10 protein-coding genes and 1 pseudogene are annotated in these 14,422 nt (G+C 71.3%); 7 read left to right on the forward strand and 4 right to left on the reverse strand.

What is annotated here, in order from left to right:
* Positions 1 to 29: 29 nt before the first annotated feature.
* Together SLUN_RS03420 and SLUN_RS03425 are read right to left on the reverse strand one after the other, a co-directional pair.
* The gene (locus SLUN_RS03420) at positions 30 to 2,732 is read right to left on the reverse strand and encodes a cation-translocating P-type ATPase (protein WP_108147091.1); all 2,703 of its coding nucleotides are present in this window, start codon (positions 2,730 to 2,732) and stop codon (positions 30 to 32) included.
* A 115-nt stretch (positions 2,733 to 2,847) separates the two neighbouring features.
* Positions 2,848 to 3,456, reverse strand: a complete 609-nt coding sequence (locus SLUN_RS03425) for an Rv1733c family protein (RefSeq protein ID WP_175313617.1) — start codon at positions 3,454 to 3,456, stop codon at positions 2,848 to 2,850.
* Between the two features lie 1,028 nt (positions 3,457 to 4,484).
* Between SLUN_RS03425 and SLUN_RS03430 the strand changes: the two genes are divergently transcribed.
* Genes SLUN_RS03430 through SLUN_RS03460 form a run of 7 tightly spaced genes read left to right on the forward strand, consistent with a single transcriptional unit; the run spans position 4,485 to position 13,475 of the window.
* Entirely contained in the window at positions 4,485 to 5,672 is a 1,188-nt protein-coding gene (locus SLUN_RS03430; protein ID WP_159100448.1) for an MFS transporter, read from the forward strand.
* An 11-nt stretch (positions 5,673 to 5,683) separates the two neighbouring features.
* A complete protein-coding gene (locus tag SLUN_RS03435) occupies positions 5,684 to 6,247 on the forward strand; it encodes a hemerythrin domain-containing protein (protein ID WP_108147093.1) in 564 nt (187 codons plus the stop codon).
* Positions 6,241 to 9,990, forward strand: coding sequence for a nitrate reductase subunit alpha (locus SLUN_RS03440; protein ID WP_371413899.1), 3,750 nt, complete (start codon positions 6,241 to 6,243; stop codon positions 9,988 to 9,990). Before SLUN_RS03435 ends, SLUN_RS03440 begins: the two co-directional genes overlap by 7 nt.
* Positions 9,990 to 11,714 (forward strand): nitrate reductase subunit beta, encoded by a 1,725-nt coding sequence (narH, locus tag SLUN_RS03445; protein WP_175313616.1) that lies wholly within the window; start codon positions 9,990 to 9,992, stop codon positions 11,712 to 11,714. Before SLUN_RS03440 ends, narH begins: the two co-directional genes overlap by 1 nt.
* Positions 11,711 to 12,355, forward strand: a complete 645-nt coding sequence (gene narJ, locus SLUN_RS03450; protein ID WP_108147094.1) for a nitrate reductase molybdenum cofactor assembly chaperone — start codon at positions 11,711 to 11,713, stop codon at positions 12,353 to 12,355. Before narH ends, narJ begins: the two co-directional genes overlap by 4 nt.
* Positions 12,352 to 13,089 (forward strand): respiratory nitrate reductase subunit gamma, encoded by a 738-nt coding sequence (narI, locus tag SLUN_RS03455; RefSeq protein WP_108147095.1) that lies wholly within the window; start codon positions 12,352 to 12,354, stop codon positions 13,087 to 13,089. The genes narJ and narI overlap by 4 nt, the downstream gene beginning before the upstream one ends.
* The gene (locus SLUN_RS03460; protein ID WP_108147096.1) at positions 13,089 to 13,475 is read left to right on the forward strand and encodes a cupin domain-containing protein; all 387 of its coding nucleotides are present in this window, start codon (positions 13,089 to 13,091) and stop codon (positions 13,473 to 13,475) included. The genes narI and SLUN_RS03460 overlap by 1 nt, the downstream gene beginning before the upstream one ends.
* A 355-nt stretch (positions 13,476 to 13,830) precedes the next feature.
* On the opposite strand, the gene SLUN_RS03465 is transcribed toward SLUN_RS03460, so the two are convergent.
* Together SLUN_RS03465 and SLUN_RS03470 are read right to left on the reverse strand one after the other, a co-directional pair.
* Complete coding sequence (locus SLUN_RS03465; protein WP_108147097.1) at positions 13,831 to 14,046, reverse strand: hypothetical protein; 216 nt, start codon at positions 14,044 to 14,046, stop codon at positions 13,831 to 13,833.
* A gap of 53 nt (positions 14,047 to 14,099) precedes the next feature.
* Positions 14,100 to 14,279 (reverse strand): annotated as a pseudogene (locus tag SLUN_RS03470) (SulP family inorganic anion transporter); the annotation flags it as partial.
* Positions 14,280 to 14,422: the final 143 nt, after the last annotated feature.

Here is a 14,422-nt window from a genome sequence, read left to right on the forward strand (position 1 = left end):
CCGATCACTTCCTTTCGCCTTGTCACTCGTCACTCGTCACTCGTCGGTCCTGGGGTGGGGACGGTCACGGTCCGGGCCCCGTCCGGGCGCCCGACGGCCCGGGTGGACCGGCTCTCCGCGCGGGCGGTGCCGAATCCGGTCAGCCCCGCGGCGAGAGCAGCCACAAGACCGGGCCAGGACGGCGGCGAGGTCTCCAGGACGGCCCGCAGGAACGGCACGTACAGCGCCGCGCCTCCCAGCCCTACCGCGGCCAGCACCGCCCAGGGCAGGAAGGGGTTCTCACGGGTGAGCAACCGCTCCCGCAGCCCCAGTACAACGCCGAGCTGGGCGGCCAGCAACGCGAGAAACAGCGTGGTCTGCCAGGGCTGCCCGGTGTGGCGGACCCACAGCCCGGCGGCGAGGCTCGTGCCGGTGACCACCGTGCCGAGGCGCAGTATCCGCTGCCACAGCCCACCGCCGAGCACATGCTGCCCGGGCGGGCGCGGCGGGCGACGCATGGCGTGCCGGGAGACCGGCTCGGCGCCCATGGCGACGCCCGTCAGACCGTGGGTGAGGAGGTTGATCCACAGGATCTGGCCGGCCCGCAGGGGCAGGGCGAGGCCGAACAGCGGGCCGAGCAGCATGACGAGGATCTCCGCGACGCCACCGGCCAGGGCGTAGAGCAGGAAGCGGCGGATGTTGTCGTAGACCCTGCGGCCCTCCTCCACCGCCGTGACCACGGTGGACAGTTCGTCGTCGGCGAGCACCAGGTCGGCGGCCTGCCGGGCGACTTCGGTCCCCCGGCGGCCCATGGCCACGCCGATGTCGGCCTGCCGCAGCGCCGGGCCGTCGTTGACGCCGTCACCGGTCATGGCGGTGACGGCTCCGCCGGCGCGCCATGCCTGGACGATGTCCAGCTTCTGCTGAGGAGTGGTGCGGGCGAACACCCGGACCCGGGTGAGGTCCGGAACCTCCCCGGCGGCCAGCTTCCGGCCGGTGACCACCTCGTCGGAGGCGGTGTCGCCGGAAACGCCGTTGCCGGGGCCGAGGATGCCGACCCTGGTCGCGATGGCGCGGGCGGTGGCCGGATGATCGCCGGTGATCAGCACCGGGGTGATGCCGGCCAGCCGGCAGGCCGTGATGGTCGCCTCGGCCGCCTCCTTGGGCGGGTCGCTGATGGCCACCAGGCCCAGCAGCCGCAGCCCGGTCTCGGCGTCCTCGTACCGGGCCGGGAGGTCCGCGCGCAGGGCCGACGCCACCGCCAGGACGCGGAAGCCCTCGGCAGCGAGCGCGGCGGCCTCCTTGCGGGCACGTTCCAGCAGGTCGGGGCTCTCGTCCAGGGTCGCGCCGTCGAGCACCGCCTCCGGCGCGCCCTTGAGACAGACCTCCACCTGGCCGGAGGGGGCGCGGTGCAGCGTGGTCATACGCTTACGGAGACTGTCGAACGGCACCTCGCCGATACGCGGGTGCGCGGGCAGCAGTTCGTCGCGGCCGCGGCCGGCCTTGACCGCGGCGGCGAGCAGCGCGGCCTCGGTGGGATCCCCGAGTGCGGTCCAGCCGTCGGTGCCGTCGGTGCCGTCAGCGCCCTTCGTACTGTTCTCAGGTGGCCGCAGGGAGGCGTCGTTGCACAGCGCCGCCGCCGTGAGCAGGTCCTGTACGGCACGCAGCGTGTCCGGGTCCGGGGGCCCACCCGCGACCAGGACCTCTCCCGCGGGCCCGTACCCGCTACCGGTGAGCGCGGCCGTGGTGCCGGCCGTGCCCCCGGCGGTCCAGACCCGTTCCACGACCATCCGGCCCTCGGTGAGAGTGCCGGTCTTGTCGGTGGCCAGCATGGTGACCGAGCCGAGGGTCTCCACCGCGGACAGCCGCCGTACCAGCGCGTGGCGGGCGGCCATCCGCCGGGCACCGAGCGCCAGGCCGAGAGTGACCACAGCGGGCAGCGACTCCGGTACGGCGGCCACGGCGAGGCTGACCGCGATGACCGCCATGATCTGCGGCGACTGGCCGCGGGCGAGGCCCAGCGCGAAGACGATCAGGCACAGGCCCACCGCCACCAGGGCCAGCACCCGGCCGAGACCTGCCAGTCGGCGTTGCAGCGGTGTGGGTTCCGGGTGGGAGTGCAGCAGGGCGGCGATGCGGCCGAGAGCACTGTGCGGCCCGGTCGCGGTGACGGTGGCGACGGCCCGGCCCCGCACCACGACGGTGCCCGCCTGGAGCCGTGCGGCGTCCGGGTCGTCGGCCCGCGCGTCCTTGTCCACCGGCACCGACTCCCCGGTCAGCGCCGACTCGTCGACCAGCAGCGCGGACGACTCGGCCAGCGCCGCGTCGGCAGGGACGATGTCGCCCTCGCCGAGCACCAGCGCGTCGCCCGGAACGACGGCCGCGGACGCCACCTCGCGCTCGGTGCCGCCGCGCAGCACCCGGGCTGTCGGGGCGGTCATGGCGGACAGCGCGGCGACGGCGTTGTCCGCGCGTACCTCCTGGGCCACCCCCACGGCGGTGTTCGCCACGATCACCAGGGCGATGACCACCGCGTCCGCATGGTCCCCGGTCGCCACGGTGAGCACCACCGCCGCCAGCAGGATTACGATCATCGGATCGCGCAGTTGCGCGCCAATCCGCGACCGCAGCGGTATCCGGCGCTGCGCGCCCAGCTCATTGGGACCACGTTCCGCCAGCCGCCGGGCGGCCTGGTCCTCGGTGAGACCCGCCGGGTGCGCGATGCCGGGCGCAGGCGCAGGCTGAGCTGTCATGGTTCTCTCCGGGTTCGATGCGGTGGCCGCCGGTGGTGCGCGGTCTCGGGGCACGCACCCGGCATTCGCGGGGTGCGTGCCGGTCCTGGCACGCGTCACCAACTCGTGTCCGCCGTCACGGCGGTGGAACCGCTGGCCCTTCCTGCCCGGGGCCCGGTGCGTTGTCAGGCGTGCTTCCGCTCCACCGGGGACCGGTGAGGGCCCACGCCCGCTCCCACAGCCCCGCACGGTGCCAGTCCAGCACCGTCCGTACGGCCCGGCGGCCGGCCAGCAGCGACAGGGCGACACCGCTCGCGGCCAGCATCCCGGCGAAGGCGGACAGTGCGACGGCCTGCCCAGGGGTGAGCGGCGCGCTGACGAGCCGGCCCTGCCCGTCCGTCCAGATCACAGTCCTGGCGCCCGCCCTGCTGCCCGCCGCGACCCGTACCCCCGCCGTACGGACCGAGTCGCCGGACGCCGTCCACCGCACAACCGCCCAGGTACGGGCGTACGTGCCGGGACCCGGATCGCCGGCGTCCTCGGTCAGCACGGCGGAGGTACGGTGCCACTCCTGGCGCTGCTGGAGCAGCACGCTTCCGACACGCACCGAACTCAGGGCTCCGGCCAGGGGCATGCCCACCGCCATCACCACGGACGTCACCAGGACGACCCATGCCTCGACGGCATCCGAGCGGCGCCTGAGCGGATTGCGCCGCCAACGCCACCACCTCACCTTCATGCCCATGGCCGACCCCGCTCTCCGATCACGGCGGTACGAGTAACCCGCAGCGACGGTCGCACACACACCGCACACCGGAGCAGAGCCCATCGGCCCGTACAAGGGGCCGATGGACCCCGTTTGACCGTCGACGGAGACTGACCGGGTGCCGTTGAGGCCGACGAACGTCCGCACTGCCGGCCCCAGTTCGGCAGTCCTCCCATAGTTGAGGAATCCCGTGCGCCTGCCTCAGCTCATGGACTGCCCTCTTCGCGGCTGGAGGGATCCCGCGCCGTCCGCCGCACCAAATCCAGGGGACATCCACAAGCACAGTGCGGGATCGGGGCCAACGTGGCCGACGCACCGCAGGTCCTCATTTCCCGAAGCGCACCGCAGTCCCTTGCCCACGGGATGGGGCTAGGCTGAGGCCGGACGCCCTGGACCTCGGCGGCATACTGCCAGTTGACACGGATGCATCGGTGGCGCCCTTTTCGGCCGCCCGGTGCCTCCCCTGCGGCCACCGGTTCCGTTCTGTCTCCCGTCATGCAGCCGTGCTCGCTGCGCAGCGCCCCGCTCTCCCAGCTGCGGCGGATCGTCACCGCGACCATCGCCGGCAGCGGCCGGGATCGGCTGCCCCCGGACCCCTGTACCGCGCGATGAGAGGTCTCACGATGGCGCCCCTGTCCGCGCCGACGCGCTCCAACGGACCCGAACACCGCCCGGCACATGTACCCCAGTCGGCTCGGGAGATGAGGACCAACGGCCCCTGCCGTGGGAGCTGGCCCCTGGCGATTCTTGCGGGGACGGCGTGGTCGGGCCACCACGGCCACGAGACACGGGACGCGACCGTGCGACGGCACTTTTGAGGAGCCGAGGAAAGCATGCCTACGATGCCCCGCCCCGCGAAGCCGGAGATCCCGACAGACAAGTCCTCAGCAGGCAGGTCGCCGACGGGCAGCCCGGCGGACAACCCGGAGGAAGCCATCGGCTCGCCCCGGTCCCCCGGCCCTGCCACGGACGCGCAGGCGCCGCCGTCGGCCGGCCGGCGGTGGCTGATGCTGGCGCTTGCCACGGTCGGGTTCGCGGTGAACTTCTGGGCCTGGGCGCTGCTGAGCCCGCTCGGCCCGCGGTTCAAGGACAGCCTGCAACTGAGCGCGTTCCAGCAGGCGTTGCTGGTCGCCGTGCCGGTGGTGGTGGGCTCGCTGGGCCGCATACCGGTGGGTGCGCTGGCGGACCGGTTCGGCGGCCGGGTGATGTTCCCGCTGGTCTCCGCGGCCACCATCGTCCCCGTCCTGTACCTGGGGCTGGCCGGACATTCCTCCCTGAACCAGCTGCTGGTGGGCGGGTTCTTTCTCGGTATCGGCGGCACCGCGTTCGCGGTGGGGGTGCCATTCGTGAGCGCCTGGTTCCCGCCCGAGCGCCGGGGGCTCGCGATCGGTGTCTTCGGTGCCGGGATGGGCGGCACCGCCATCAGCGCCCTGACCACGGTGAACCTGGTCAAGACGCACAGTCTGGCCACCCCGTTCGTGGTGACCGCGATCGTGCTGGCCGGCTATGCGGCGCTGGCCGCGTTCCTGCTGCGCGACGCTCCGGGCAGGACCGTACCGCCCGGGACCATGACGGGCCGGCTCGCCGCCACCGTCAGGCTCGGTGTCACCTGGCAGGCATCGGCGCTGTACGCGGTCGCGTTCGGCGGATATGTCGCCTTCTCCGTCTATCTGCCCACCTACCTCAAGTCCGGGTACGGCCTGGCGCAGGCCGACGCGGCCAACCGGATGGCCGGGTTCGTCCTCCTGGCGGTGGTGATGCGACCGGTCGGCGGCTGGCTCTCCGACCGGCTGGGCCCCACCCGCGTACTGGCCGTGGCGCTCGCCGTGGTCACGGTGAGCGCGGCCGTCCAGTCCTTCGCCCCGCCGCTGGCCCCACTGGGCACCATCGCGTTCCTGGCGATCGCCGCCGCGCTCGGCGCGGGCAGCGGTGCCACCTTCGCCCTCGTCGCCCTGCTCGCCCCGGCCGGCAAGGTCGGCGCCGTCACCGGCGTCGTCGGCGCGGCCGGCGGGCTGGGCGGCTTCGTCCCACCTCTGCTGATGGGTTCCCTGTACGGCGCTTACGGCGACTACGCGCTCGGGCTGGCCCTGCTCGCCCTGATCGCCGCCACCGCCCTGGCGTTCACCGCGACCACCGTCCGCAAGGCCGTCACCCGCGGCGCCCACCGCACCCCGACGGCCATCGACCCGGCCTGAGACGAGTCACCATGTGTGAGTACTGCGGCTGCCAGGCATTACCCCAGATCGCCGAACTGACCCGTGAACACGACCTGGTCGTCAATCTCATCGGGTACGTCCGCACCGCGCACCGCGACGCGGACGTACCCCGGACGGCGTGGATCGCGCGCCGCGTCTCCGCCGTTCTCGTGCCGCACACGGCGGTGGAGGAGCAGGGTCTCTTCCCGCCGCTGGCAAAGGAGTTTCCCGACGGCATGGCGGCGCTTCGGGCCGAACACCGGCTCGTCGAGGCGGTTCTCGACGGGGCCGCCGCGGGCGTCCCGGCCGACCCCGCCTGGCCCCAGCGGCTCCTGGACGCCCTGGATCTGCTGCGCAACCACATCCTCAAGGAACAGGACGGCGTGTTCCCCGCCGCCCTGGCCGGGCTGAGCACCGAGGACTGGGAGGCCATGGACGCGGTCCGCTCCCGCGTCGGAACGCTGAGCGCGGATTTCGCCACAACGGGGTTCGCCACAGAAGCCGGTGCCGATATCGATCAGCACGCCGGATCACAGCAGGACGGGCCGCTGACGCCCGGGAAGGCGGCATCGTGAGCCCACGAACCCCAGGAACCGACCCGCAGGCACGCAAACCGGCCGGCCTGGACGGTGAGTTGGCGGACGCACTGGTGGGCACCCGCCGGTTCTTCACCCGAGCCGAGGTCTCCGCCGACCATCGCACCCTGTACAAGATCGGTGGCCGGAAAGCCGACGACTTCTACCGGGACCGCTGGAGCCACGACAAGGTGGTGCGCTCCACCCACGGGGTGAACTGCACCGGCTCGTGTTCGTGGAAGGTGTACGTCAAGGACGGGATCATCACCTGGGAGTCCCAGCAGACCGACTACCCCACGGTCGGCCCGGACAGCCCCGAGTACGAGCCGCGCGGCTGCCCGCGCGGCGCCGCGTTCTCCTGGTACACCTACTCGCCCACCCGCGTCCGCTACCCCTATGTGCGCGGGGTGCTCCTGGAGATGTACCGGGAGGCCAGGGCCCGGCTCGGTGACCCGGTGCTGGCGTGGGCGGACGTCGTCTCCGACCCGGAGCGGTCCCGGCGCTACAAGTCGGCGCGCGGCAAGGGCGGTCTGGTACGGGCGAGTTGGGACGAGGCGAGCGAGATGATCGCCGCCGCCCATGTGCACACCATCAAGGAGTACGGTCCCGACCGGCTGGCCGGGTTCTCGCCGATACCGGCGATGTCGATGGTCTCCCACGCCGCGGGGGCCCGCTTCTACTCGCTGCTGGGCGGGGTGATGCTGTCGTTCTACGACTGGTACGCCGACCTGCCGGTCGCATCGCCGCAGGTCTTCGGGGACCAGACCGACGTACCGGAGTCCGGGGACTGGTGGGACGCCGGCTATCTGATCATGTGGGGCTCGAACCTGCCGGTGACCCGCACCCCGGACGCGCACTGGATGGCGGAGGCACGCTACCGGGGCCAGAAGGTGATCGCGGTCGCCCCGGACTACGCCGACAACGTCAAGTTCGCCGACGAGTGGCTGCCCGCCGCGCCTGGCACCGACGGGGCGCTGGCGATGTCGATGGGGCATGTGATCCTCAAGGAGTTCTTCGTCGACCGCCAGGTCGGTTACTTCACCGACTACGTCAAGCGCTACACCGACCTGCCTTTCCTCGTCACCCTCGAACAGCGCGGCACCGGGCCGGACTTGACGTACGCGCCGGGGAAGTTCCTCACCGCCGCCGACCTGGGCGGCACGGCGGCCGAGGCGGAGAACGCGGAGTTCAGGACCGTCCTCCTGGACTCCGCCACCGGCGAGCCCGTCGTCCCGAACGGTTCGCTCGGCCACCGCTACGGCAAGTCCGGCGCCGGGAAGTGGAACCTCGACCTCGGCGACACCGACCCGCTGCTGACGGCGGCCGGCGGCAGCGATGGCGGTGAGTCCGCCGTGACCGTGGAGCTGACCCGGTTCGACACCCCGGACGGGACCGCCGGACAGCTGCGGCGGGGTGTCCCCGTACGCCGGGTCGCCGGGCAGCTGGTGACCACGGTGCTCGACCTGCTGCTCGCCCAGTACGGCGTGGCCCGCGACGGGCTGCCGGGGATCTGGCCGACCGGATACGACGACCCCGACCAGCCCTACACCCCGGCCTGGCAGGCGGCCATCACCGGGGTGGCCGGTGAGACGGCGGCCCGCATAGCGCGCGAGTTCGCCACCAACGCCGAGGAATCCAGGGGCCGTTCAATGATCATCATGGGGGCGGGGACCAACCACTGGTTCCACTCCGACACCATCTACCGCTCCTTCCTCACCCTGACGACGCTGACCGGCTGCCAGGGTGTGAACGGCGGCGGCTGGGCCCACTACGTGGGGCAGGAGAAGGTCCGCCCGATCACCGGGTACTCGGCGATCGCGACGGCCGCCGACTGGCACCGGCCCGCCCGGCAGATGATCCAGACCGCCTACTGGTACCTGCACACCGACCAGTTCCGCTACGACCCCTTCAGCGCCGACACCCTCGCCGCCGCGGGCGCGGGCGGTACGTTCGCCGGGAAGAGCACCGCGGACGTCATCGCGGCCTCGGCCCGGATGGGCTGGATGCCCTCCTACCCGACGTTCGACCGCAACCCACTCACCCTCGCGACGGACGCGGAAGCCGCCGGGCAGAAGGTGCCGGAGTACGTCGTGGACCAACTCAAGTCCGGGCGGCTGAAGTTCGCGGGCGAGGACCCGGACGCGCCGGAGAACTTCCCCCGGGTGCTGACCATTTGGCGGGCGAACCTGCTCGGCTCCTCCGCCAAGGGCAACGAGTACTTCCTCAAGCACCTGCTCGGCACCGACTCCGCCGTACGCGCCACCGAGGCGCCGCCCGACGCCCGCCCACGCGACGTGGTGTGGCGGGACGAGGCACCGGTGGGCAAGCTCGACCTGCTGCTCACCCTGGACTTCCGGATGACGAGCACCACCGTCTACTCCGACATCGTGCTTCCGGCGGCGACCTGGTACGAGAAGCACGACCTGAACACCACGGACATGCACCCGTTCGTGAACTCCTTCAACCCGGCCATCCCGCCGCCGTGGCAGACCCGCACCGACTGGGACGCCTTCAACACCATCGCGGCGGCGTTCAGCCGACTCGCCGAAGGGCGGCTCGGCACCGAAAAGGACGTGGTGGCCGCGCCGCTGCTGCACGACACCCCCGACGCGATGGCCACCCCGCACGGCCGTGTCCGGGACTGGAAGGCAGGCGAGTGCGAGCCGGTCCCCGGCCGGACCATGCCCAGGCTCGTGACGGTCGAGCGCGACTATCCGGCCGTCGCCGACCGGATGACCGCCCTCGGCCCGCTCCTGGACACCCTGGGCGCCACCACCAAGGGCGTCACCTTCGACGTACGGCAGGAGCTGGAGTACCTGCGGCACAGGAACGGCACCGTGCGCGGCGGTCCCGCGGACGGCCGCCCGTCGATCGCCCGGGACGTGCAGGTCTGCGAGGCGATCCTGGCCCTGTCGGGAACCACCAACGGGCACCTGGCCACCCAGGGCTTCCGCACCCTGGAGGCCCGTACCGGCGTCAAGTTGGCCGACCTGGCCGCCGAGGCCGAGGGCAAGCGGGTCACCTTCGCCGACACCCAGGCGGGCCCCGTCCCGGTCATCACGTCGCCGGAGTGGTCGGGGACGGAGTCCGGCGGGCGCCGCTACTCACCGTTCACCATCAACGTCGAACGGCTCAAGCCCTGGCACACCCTGACGGGTCGTCAGCACTTCTTCATCGACCACGACTGGATGGCCGAACTCGGCGAGTGGATGCCCGTCTACCGGCCGCCGCTCAACATGCACGCCCTCTTCGACGAGCCCGAAGTCGGCGATCAGGGCGAACTCGGCATCACAGTGCGCTACTTGACCCCGCACAACAAGTGGTCCATCCACTCCGAGTACCAGGACAACCTGTTCATGCTCTCGCTCTCCCGGGGCGGCCCGACCGTCTGGATGAGCAAAGAGGACGCGGCGAAGATCGGCGTGCACGACAACGACTGGATCGAGGCGGTCAACCGCAACGGCGTCGTCGCCGCCCGCGCGGTCGTCTCCCACCGCATGCCGGAAGGCACCGTCTACATGCACCACGCCCAGGACCGGCTCATCGACGTCCCCCGCACCGAGACCAACGGGCGGCGCGGCGGCGTCCACAACTCGCTGACCCGGCTGCTGGTCAAGCCAAGCCATCTCATCGGCGGCTACGCCCAGTTGACGTACGCCTTCAACTACCTCGGCCCGACCGGCAACCAGCGCGACGAGGTCACCGTCATCCGCCGTCGCACCGACCAGGAGGTGACGTACTGATGCCCGCAGGCACACCAACCGGCCGCCGGGTCATGGCCCAGATGGCGATGGTGATGAACCTCGACAAGTGCATCGGCTGCCACACCTGCTCGGTCACCTGCAAACAGGCCTGGACCAACCGTCCCGGCGTGGAGTACGTGTGGTTCAACAACGTCGAGACCCGCCCCGGCCAGGGCTATCCGCGCCGCTACGAGGACCAGGAGAAGTGGCGCGGCGGCTGGGACCTCAAAAAGCGCGGCAATCTGAAACTGAAGGGCGGCGGCCGGTTCAAGAAGCTGATCAACATCTTCTCCAACCCCACGCTGCCCTCGCTCGACGACTACTACCAGCCCTGGACGTACGACTACGAGACGCTGACCAACGCGCCGCTCCAGGAACACACCCCGGTCGCACGGCCCAAGTCCCTGATCACCGGCAAGGACATGAAGATCACCTGGTCGGCCAACTGGGACGACAACCTCGGCGGCTCCGCCGACCACGGTGACAAGGACGTACTGCTCGCCGGGATCGCGGAGAAGGTCAAGTTCGAGTTCGAGCAGACCTTCATGTTCTATCTGCCGCGGATCTGCGAGCACTGCCTCAACCCGTCCTGCGTCGCCTCCTGTCCCTCCGGCGCGATCTACAAGCGCTCGGAGGACGGCATCGTGCTGGTCGACCAGGACCGTTGCCGGGGCTGGCGGATGTGCGTGTCCGGCTGCCCGTACAAGAAGATCTACTTCAACCACCGCACCGGCAAGGCCGAGAAGTGCACCTTCTGCTTCCCGCGCATCGAGGTCGGCCAGCCCACCGTCTGCGCCGAGACCTGCGTCGGCCGGCTCCGTTACATCGGCCTGGTCCTCTACGACCCCGACCAGGTCCTCGAAGCCGCCTCCACCCCCGACGACACTGACCTCTACGAGGCGCAGCGGCAGGTCTTCCTCGACCCCGACGACCCGCAGGTGGCCGCCGACGCGGAGCGGTCGGGCATCCCACGGGACTGGATCGAGGCCGCCCGGCGCTCCCCGGTCCACGCCCTGATCAACACGTACAAGGTCGCTCTGCCGCTGCACCCGGAGTACCGCACGCTGCCCATGGTCTGGTACATCCCGCCGCTGTCCCCGGTGGTGGACGTGGTCCGCGACACCGGCTACGACGCCGAGGACCGGGGCAATCTGTTCGCCGCGATCGACGCCCTGCGCATCCCCGTGGACTACCTCGCCCAGCTGTTCACCGCCGGTGACCCGGCCCCCGTCGACGCCGTGCTGCGACGGCTGGCCGCCATGCGCAGCTATATGCGCGACATCAACCTCGGCCGCGAACCCGACGCGAGCATCCCCGCCGCGGTGGGCATGACCGAGGAAGAGATGTACGACATGTTCCGGCTCCTGGCGCTGGCCAAGTACGAGGACAGGTACGTCATCCCGCCCGCGCACGCCGAACAGGCGCACAGCCTGGAGGAGTTGGCCACCGAGTGCAGCCTCGACTTCGAGGACGGCCCCGGCATGGGAGGCTCCGGCCCCTTCGGCGAGGCGTCCGGCGACGCTCCGGCCCCGATCGCCGTGGAGAACTTCCACCTGCAGCGCGACCGCCAGAGAGCCGACGCCGTCGACACCCCAGCCGATTCCCCAGCCGCCCCCGGCGACAAGTCCACCCGGCTCAACCTCCTCAACTGGGACGGCAACGGCCGCCCCCAGGGCCTGTTCCCCAGCTCCTCCGGAGACGACGAGAGCGAGCCGCGTCCATGACCCGCGAAGGCACCGCCCGCAACCCCGCCGCCTGGCAGGTCCAGTCCCTGCTCCTCGGCTATCCCGACGAGCGGCTCCTCGAACAGGTGCCGCTCGTACGAGCGGTGACCGAGACCCTGCCCGACCGGGTCGCCGAGCCCCTGCGCCGATTCCTCGGGCACCTCGACCGCACGCCCGCCACCGACCTGGCGGCGGACTACGTCACCACCTTCGACCACCGCAAACGCAACTGCCTCTTCCTGACGTACTACGCCCACGGCGACACCCGCAATCGCGGCGCCGCGCTGCTGCGCCTCAAGCAGGCCTACACCGCCGCCGGACTACGGCTGACCGACGACGAACTGCCCGACCACCTCTGCGTCGTCCTGGAATTCGCCGCCACCGGCGACCCCGAAGCAGGCCGGCGCCTCCTCACCGAGCACCGGGCCGGCCTGGAACTGCTGCGCCTGGCACTGCGCGACGCGCGATCCGCATGGGCCGACGTCCTGGACTCCGTATCGGCGACCCTGCCCCCGCTGGCCGGTGACGAGCGCGAGGCCGTCGCCAAGCTCGCCGCCCAGGGACCGCCCGAGGAACAGGTAGGCCTCGCGCCGTTCGCACCACCAGAGTTCATGCCCGCCCCGACGGGAGGCAGGTCATGACCCCGGACGCGGACGCGCTCGACGTGGTGCTGTGGGTCGTCCTGCCGTACATCGCGCTGACCCTGTTCATCGTCGGCCATGTCTGGCGCTACCGCTACGACAAGTTCGGCTGGACCACCCGGTCCAGCCAGCTGTACGAGAGCCGGCTGCTGCGCATCGGCAGCCCGCTGTTCCACTTCGGGGTCCTGGCGGTGGTGCTCGGCCACATCGGCGGACTGGTGATCCCGAAGCGCTGGACCGAAGGCATCGGCGTCAGCGAGCACGCCTACCACCTCATGGCCACCGGGCTGGGGACCATCGCCGGTGCCGCCACCCTGGCCGGGCTCGCCATCCTCGTCTACCGCCGACGTACGGTCGGGTCGGTGTTCAGCGCCACCACCCGCAACGACAAGCTCATGTACGTCATGCTCACCCTGACCCTGGCGCTGGGGCTGTCCGCCACCGTGGTCAGCAACATCATCGGCGGAGGCTACGACTACCGCACCACCATCTCGCCCTGGTTCCGGTCGGTCTTCTACCTGCACCCCGACCCCGCGCTGATGGCCGGTGCGCCACTGTTGTTCCGCCTGCACGCGCTCAGCGCCCTGCTGCTGTTCGGCGCCTGGCCGTTCACCCGGCTGGTGCACATGCTCACCGCACCGCTCGGCTACCTCACCCGCCCCTACATCGTCTATCGCAGCCGCGACGCGCAGCTGGGCTCCCGCACGCCCCGGCGCGGATGGGAACGCACCTGATGAACACCCACCACAACGGTCCTGCCCGGCCTCCCGAGGCACACCTGTCCGCCGGTGAGGTCACCAACCTGCCGGCCATGGGAGAGGAGTTGCTCGCCGATGCCAGGTCCGCGAACTCCGGAAGCTCCGCGCGAACAGCACGAACCGTCGTCACCCTTCCGGGACTCCGCGTCACCCTGATCGCGCTCGCGACGGGTTCCGAACTCGCCGAACACGAGGCCCCGGACGCCGCCACCCTCACCTGCCTGACCGGCCGGGTGACACTGCGCACCGCCGACCGCACATGGCCCCTCGGCCAGGGCGACATCGTCGCGATTCCCGACCGACGGCACAGCCTGACCGCCGAGACGGACGCGGCGGTACTCCTCACCGTCCGGCTGGCATGAACACCGGCGGAGAAGATCTCGTGCGCCTCGCGCCATCCTCTCCGCGTGCCTTGAAGAGGGGTAAAGCACAGGCCGCGCGCATCCCGTTCCCGTACCTGCCCCTCCACCAATGCCTTGGCGAGAGGCTGAGGTGGTGCGGCTCCTGGGTCAGGGACTCGCTGACGAAGCCGTGACCAAGCGCCCGGGCGGGCCCCGTACCGCCCAGCGCATGGCAGCGGATCTGCTGGAGATGCTCGGAGCGCCCAGCCGCTTCCAGGCCAGTGCTCCGTGGCGCGAGGCCGGCTGACCTGCGAGGAGTAAGGGGGCAGCAAATTGCCACTGGAGCATGCCGACGGCGCCTCGGCTCCCCGCTCGGTCAGATCGAGGGTCTGATCCGCCGAGCGGCAGCCGCCGTGACCTCCTCGGGAGTGAACGCGCGCAGCAGTCCATCGAGCGAGCGGTCCAGCCGTGCCCTGTGAACGGACCGCTCGCGGGCGAGCGCCTGCGCGACGGCCTCGCTCAGGAAGTCCTCCGGTTTCTTCCCGGTTGCGGCGGCCTGGTCACGGACTCGCTCCCACACATCTTCGGCCATGGGAACGCTCATGAGGTACTTGCCGTCGGTCCCGGGGAAGACGCCGCACAGCATGCGACCGGCGGTAGCCCGGCCACGCCCGCGTACGCCATGACCTGCGGCACGAGATACCCGGCCACGGTCACCCCGGCCAGCAGGTCGCCGCGCAGCCAGGAGCGCTCGTATCCCACCAGTACGGCCACCCCGGGGATCAGGCGCCACCTCGGGCCGCCCGTACCGGCGCGCTGGGACATGGCACTCCTTTCGTCGCGGCCCCTCAGCATCCCGCCGCCCCGACGCAGTCGCGAGGGCCGACCGGCCCCATGATCCGCCTCCGTACCCCAACGAGCCCCGGAACCAGGGCCGTTCAGCCCCAGCAGTAACGCCCTTCGGCCCC

The sequence above is a fragment of the Streptomyces lunaelactis genome (assembly GCF_003054555.1).
Classification (GTDB): Bacteria; Actinomycetota; Actinomycetes; order Streptomycetales; family Streptomycetaceae; genus Streptomyces; species Streptomyces lunaelactis.

Bases quoted from the DNA above. Each gene is read 5' to 3' on its own strand.
- SLUN_RS03420 (WP_108147091.1), bottom strand. From the start codon at position 2,732: ATGACAGCTCAGCCTGCGCCTGCGCCCGGCATCGCGCACCCGGCGGGT.
- SLUN_RS03425 (WP_175313617.1), bottom strand. From the start codon at position 3,456: ATGGGCATGAAGGTGAGGTGGTGGCGTTGGCGGCGCAATCCGCTCAGG.
- SLUN_RS03430 (WP_159100448.1), top strand. From the start codon at position 4,485: ATGCTGGCGCTTGCCACGGTCGGGTTCGCGGTGAACTTCTGGGCCTGG.
- SLUN_RS03435 (WP_108147093.1), top strand. From the start codon at position 5,684: ATGTGTGAGTACTGCGGCTGCCAGGCATTACCCCAGATCGCCGAACTG.
- narH (WP_175313616.1), top strand. From the start codon at position 9,990: ATGCCCGCAGGCACACCAACCGGCCGCCGGGTCATGGCCCAGATGGCG.
- narJ (WP_108147094.1), top strand. From the start codon at position 11,711: ATGACCCGCGAAGGCACCGCCCGCAACCCCGCCGCCTGGCAGGTCCAG.
- narI (WP_108147095.1), top strand. From the start codon at position 12,352: ATGACCCCGGACGCGGACGCGCTCGACGTGGTGCTGTGGGTCGTCCTG.
- SLUN_RS03460 (WP_108147096.1), top strand. From the start codon at position 13,089: ATGAACACCCACCACAACGGTCCTGCCCGGCCTCCCGAGGCACACCTG.
- SLUN_RS03465 (WP_108147097.1), bottom strand. From the start codon at position 14,046: ATGGCCGAAGATGTGTGGGAGCGAGTCCGTGACCAGGCCGCCGCAACC.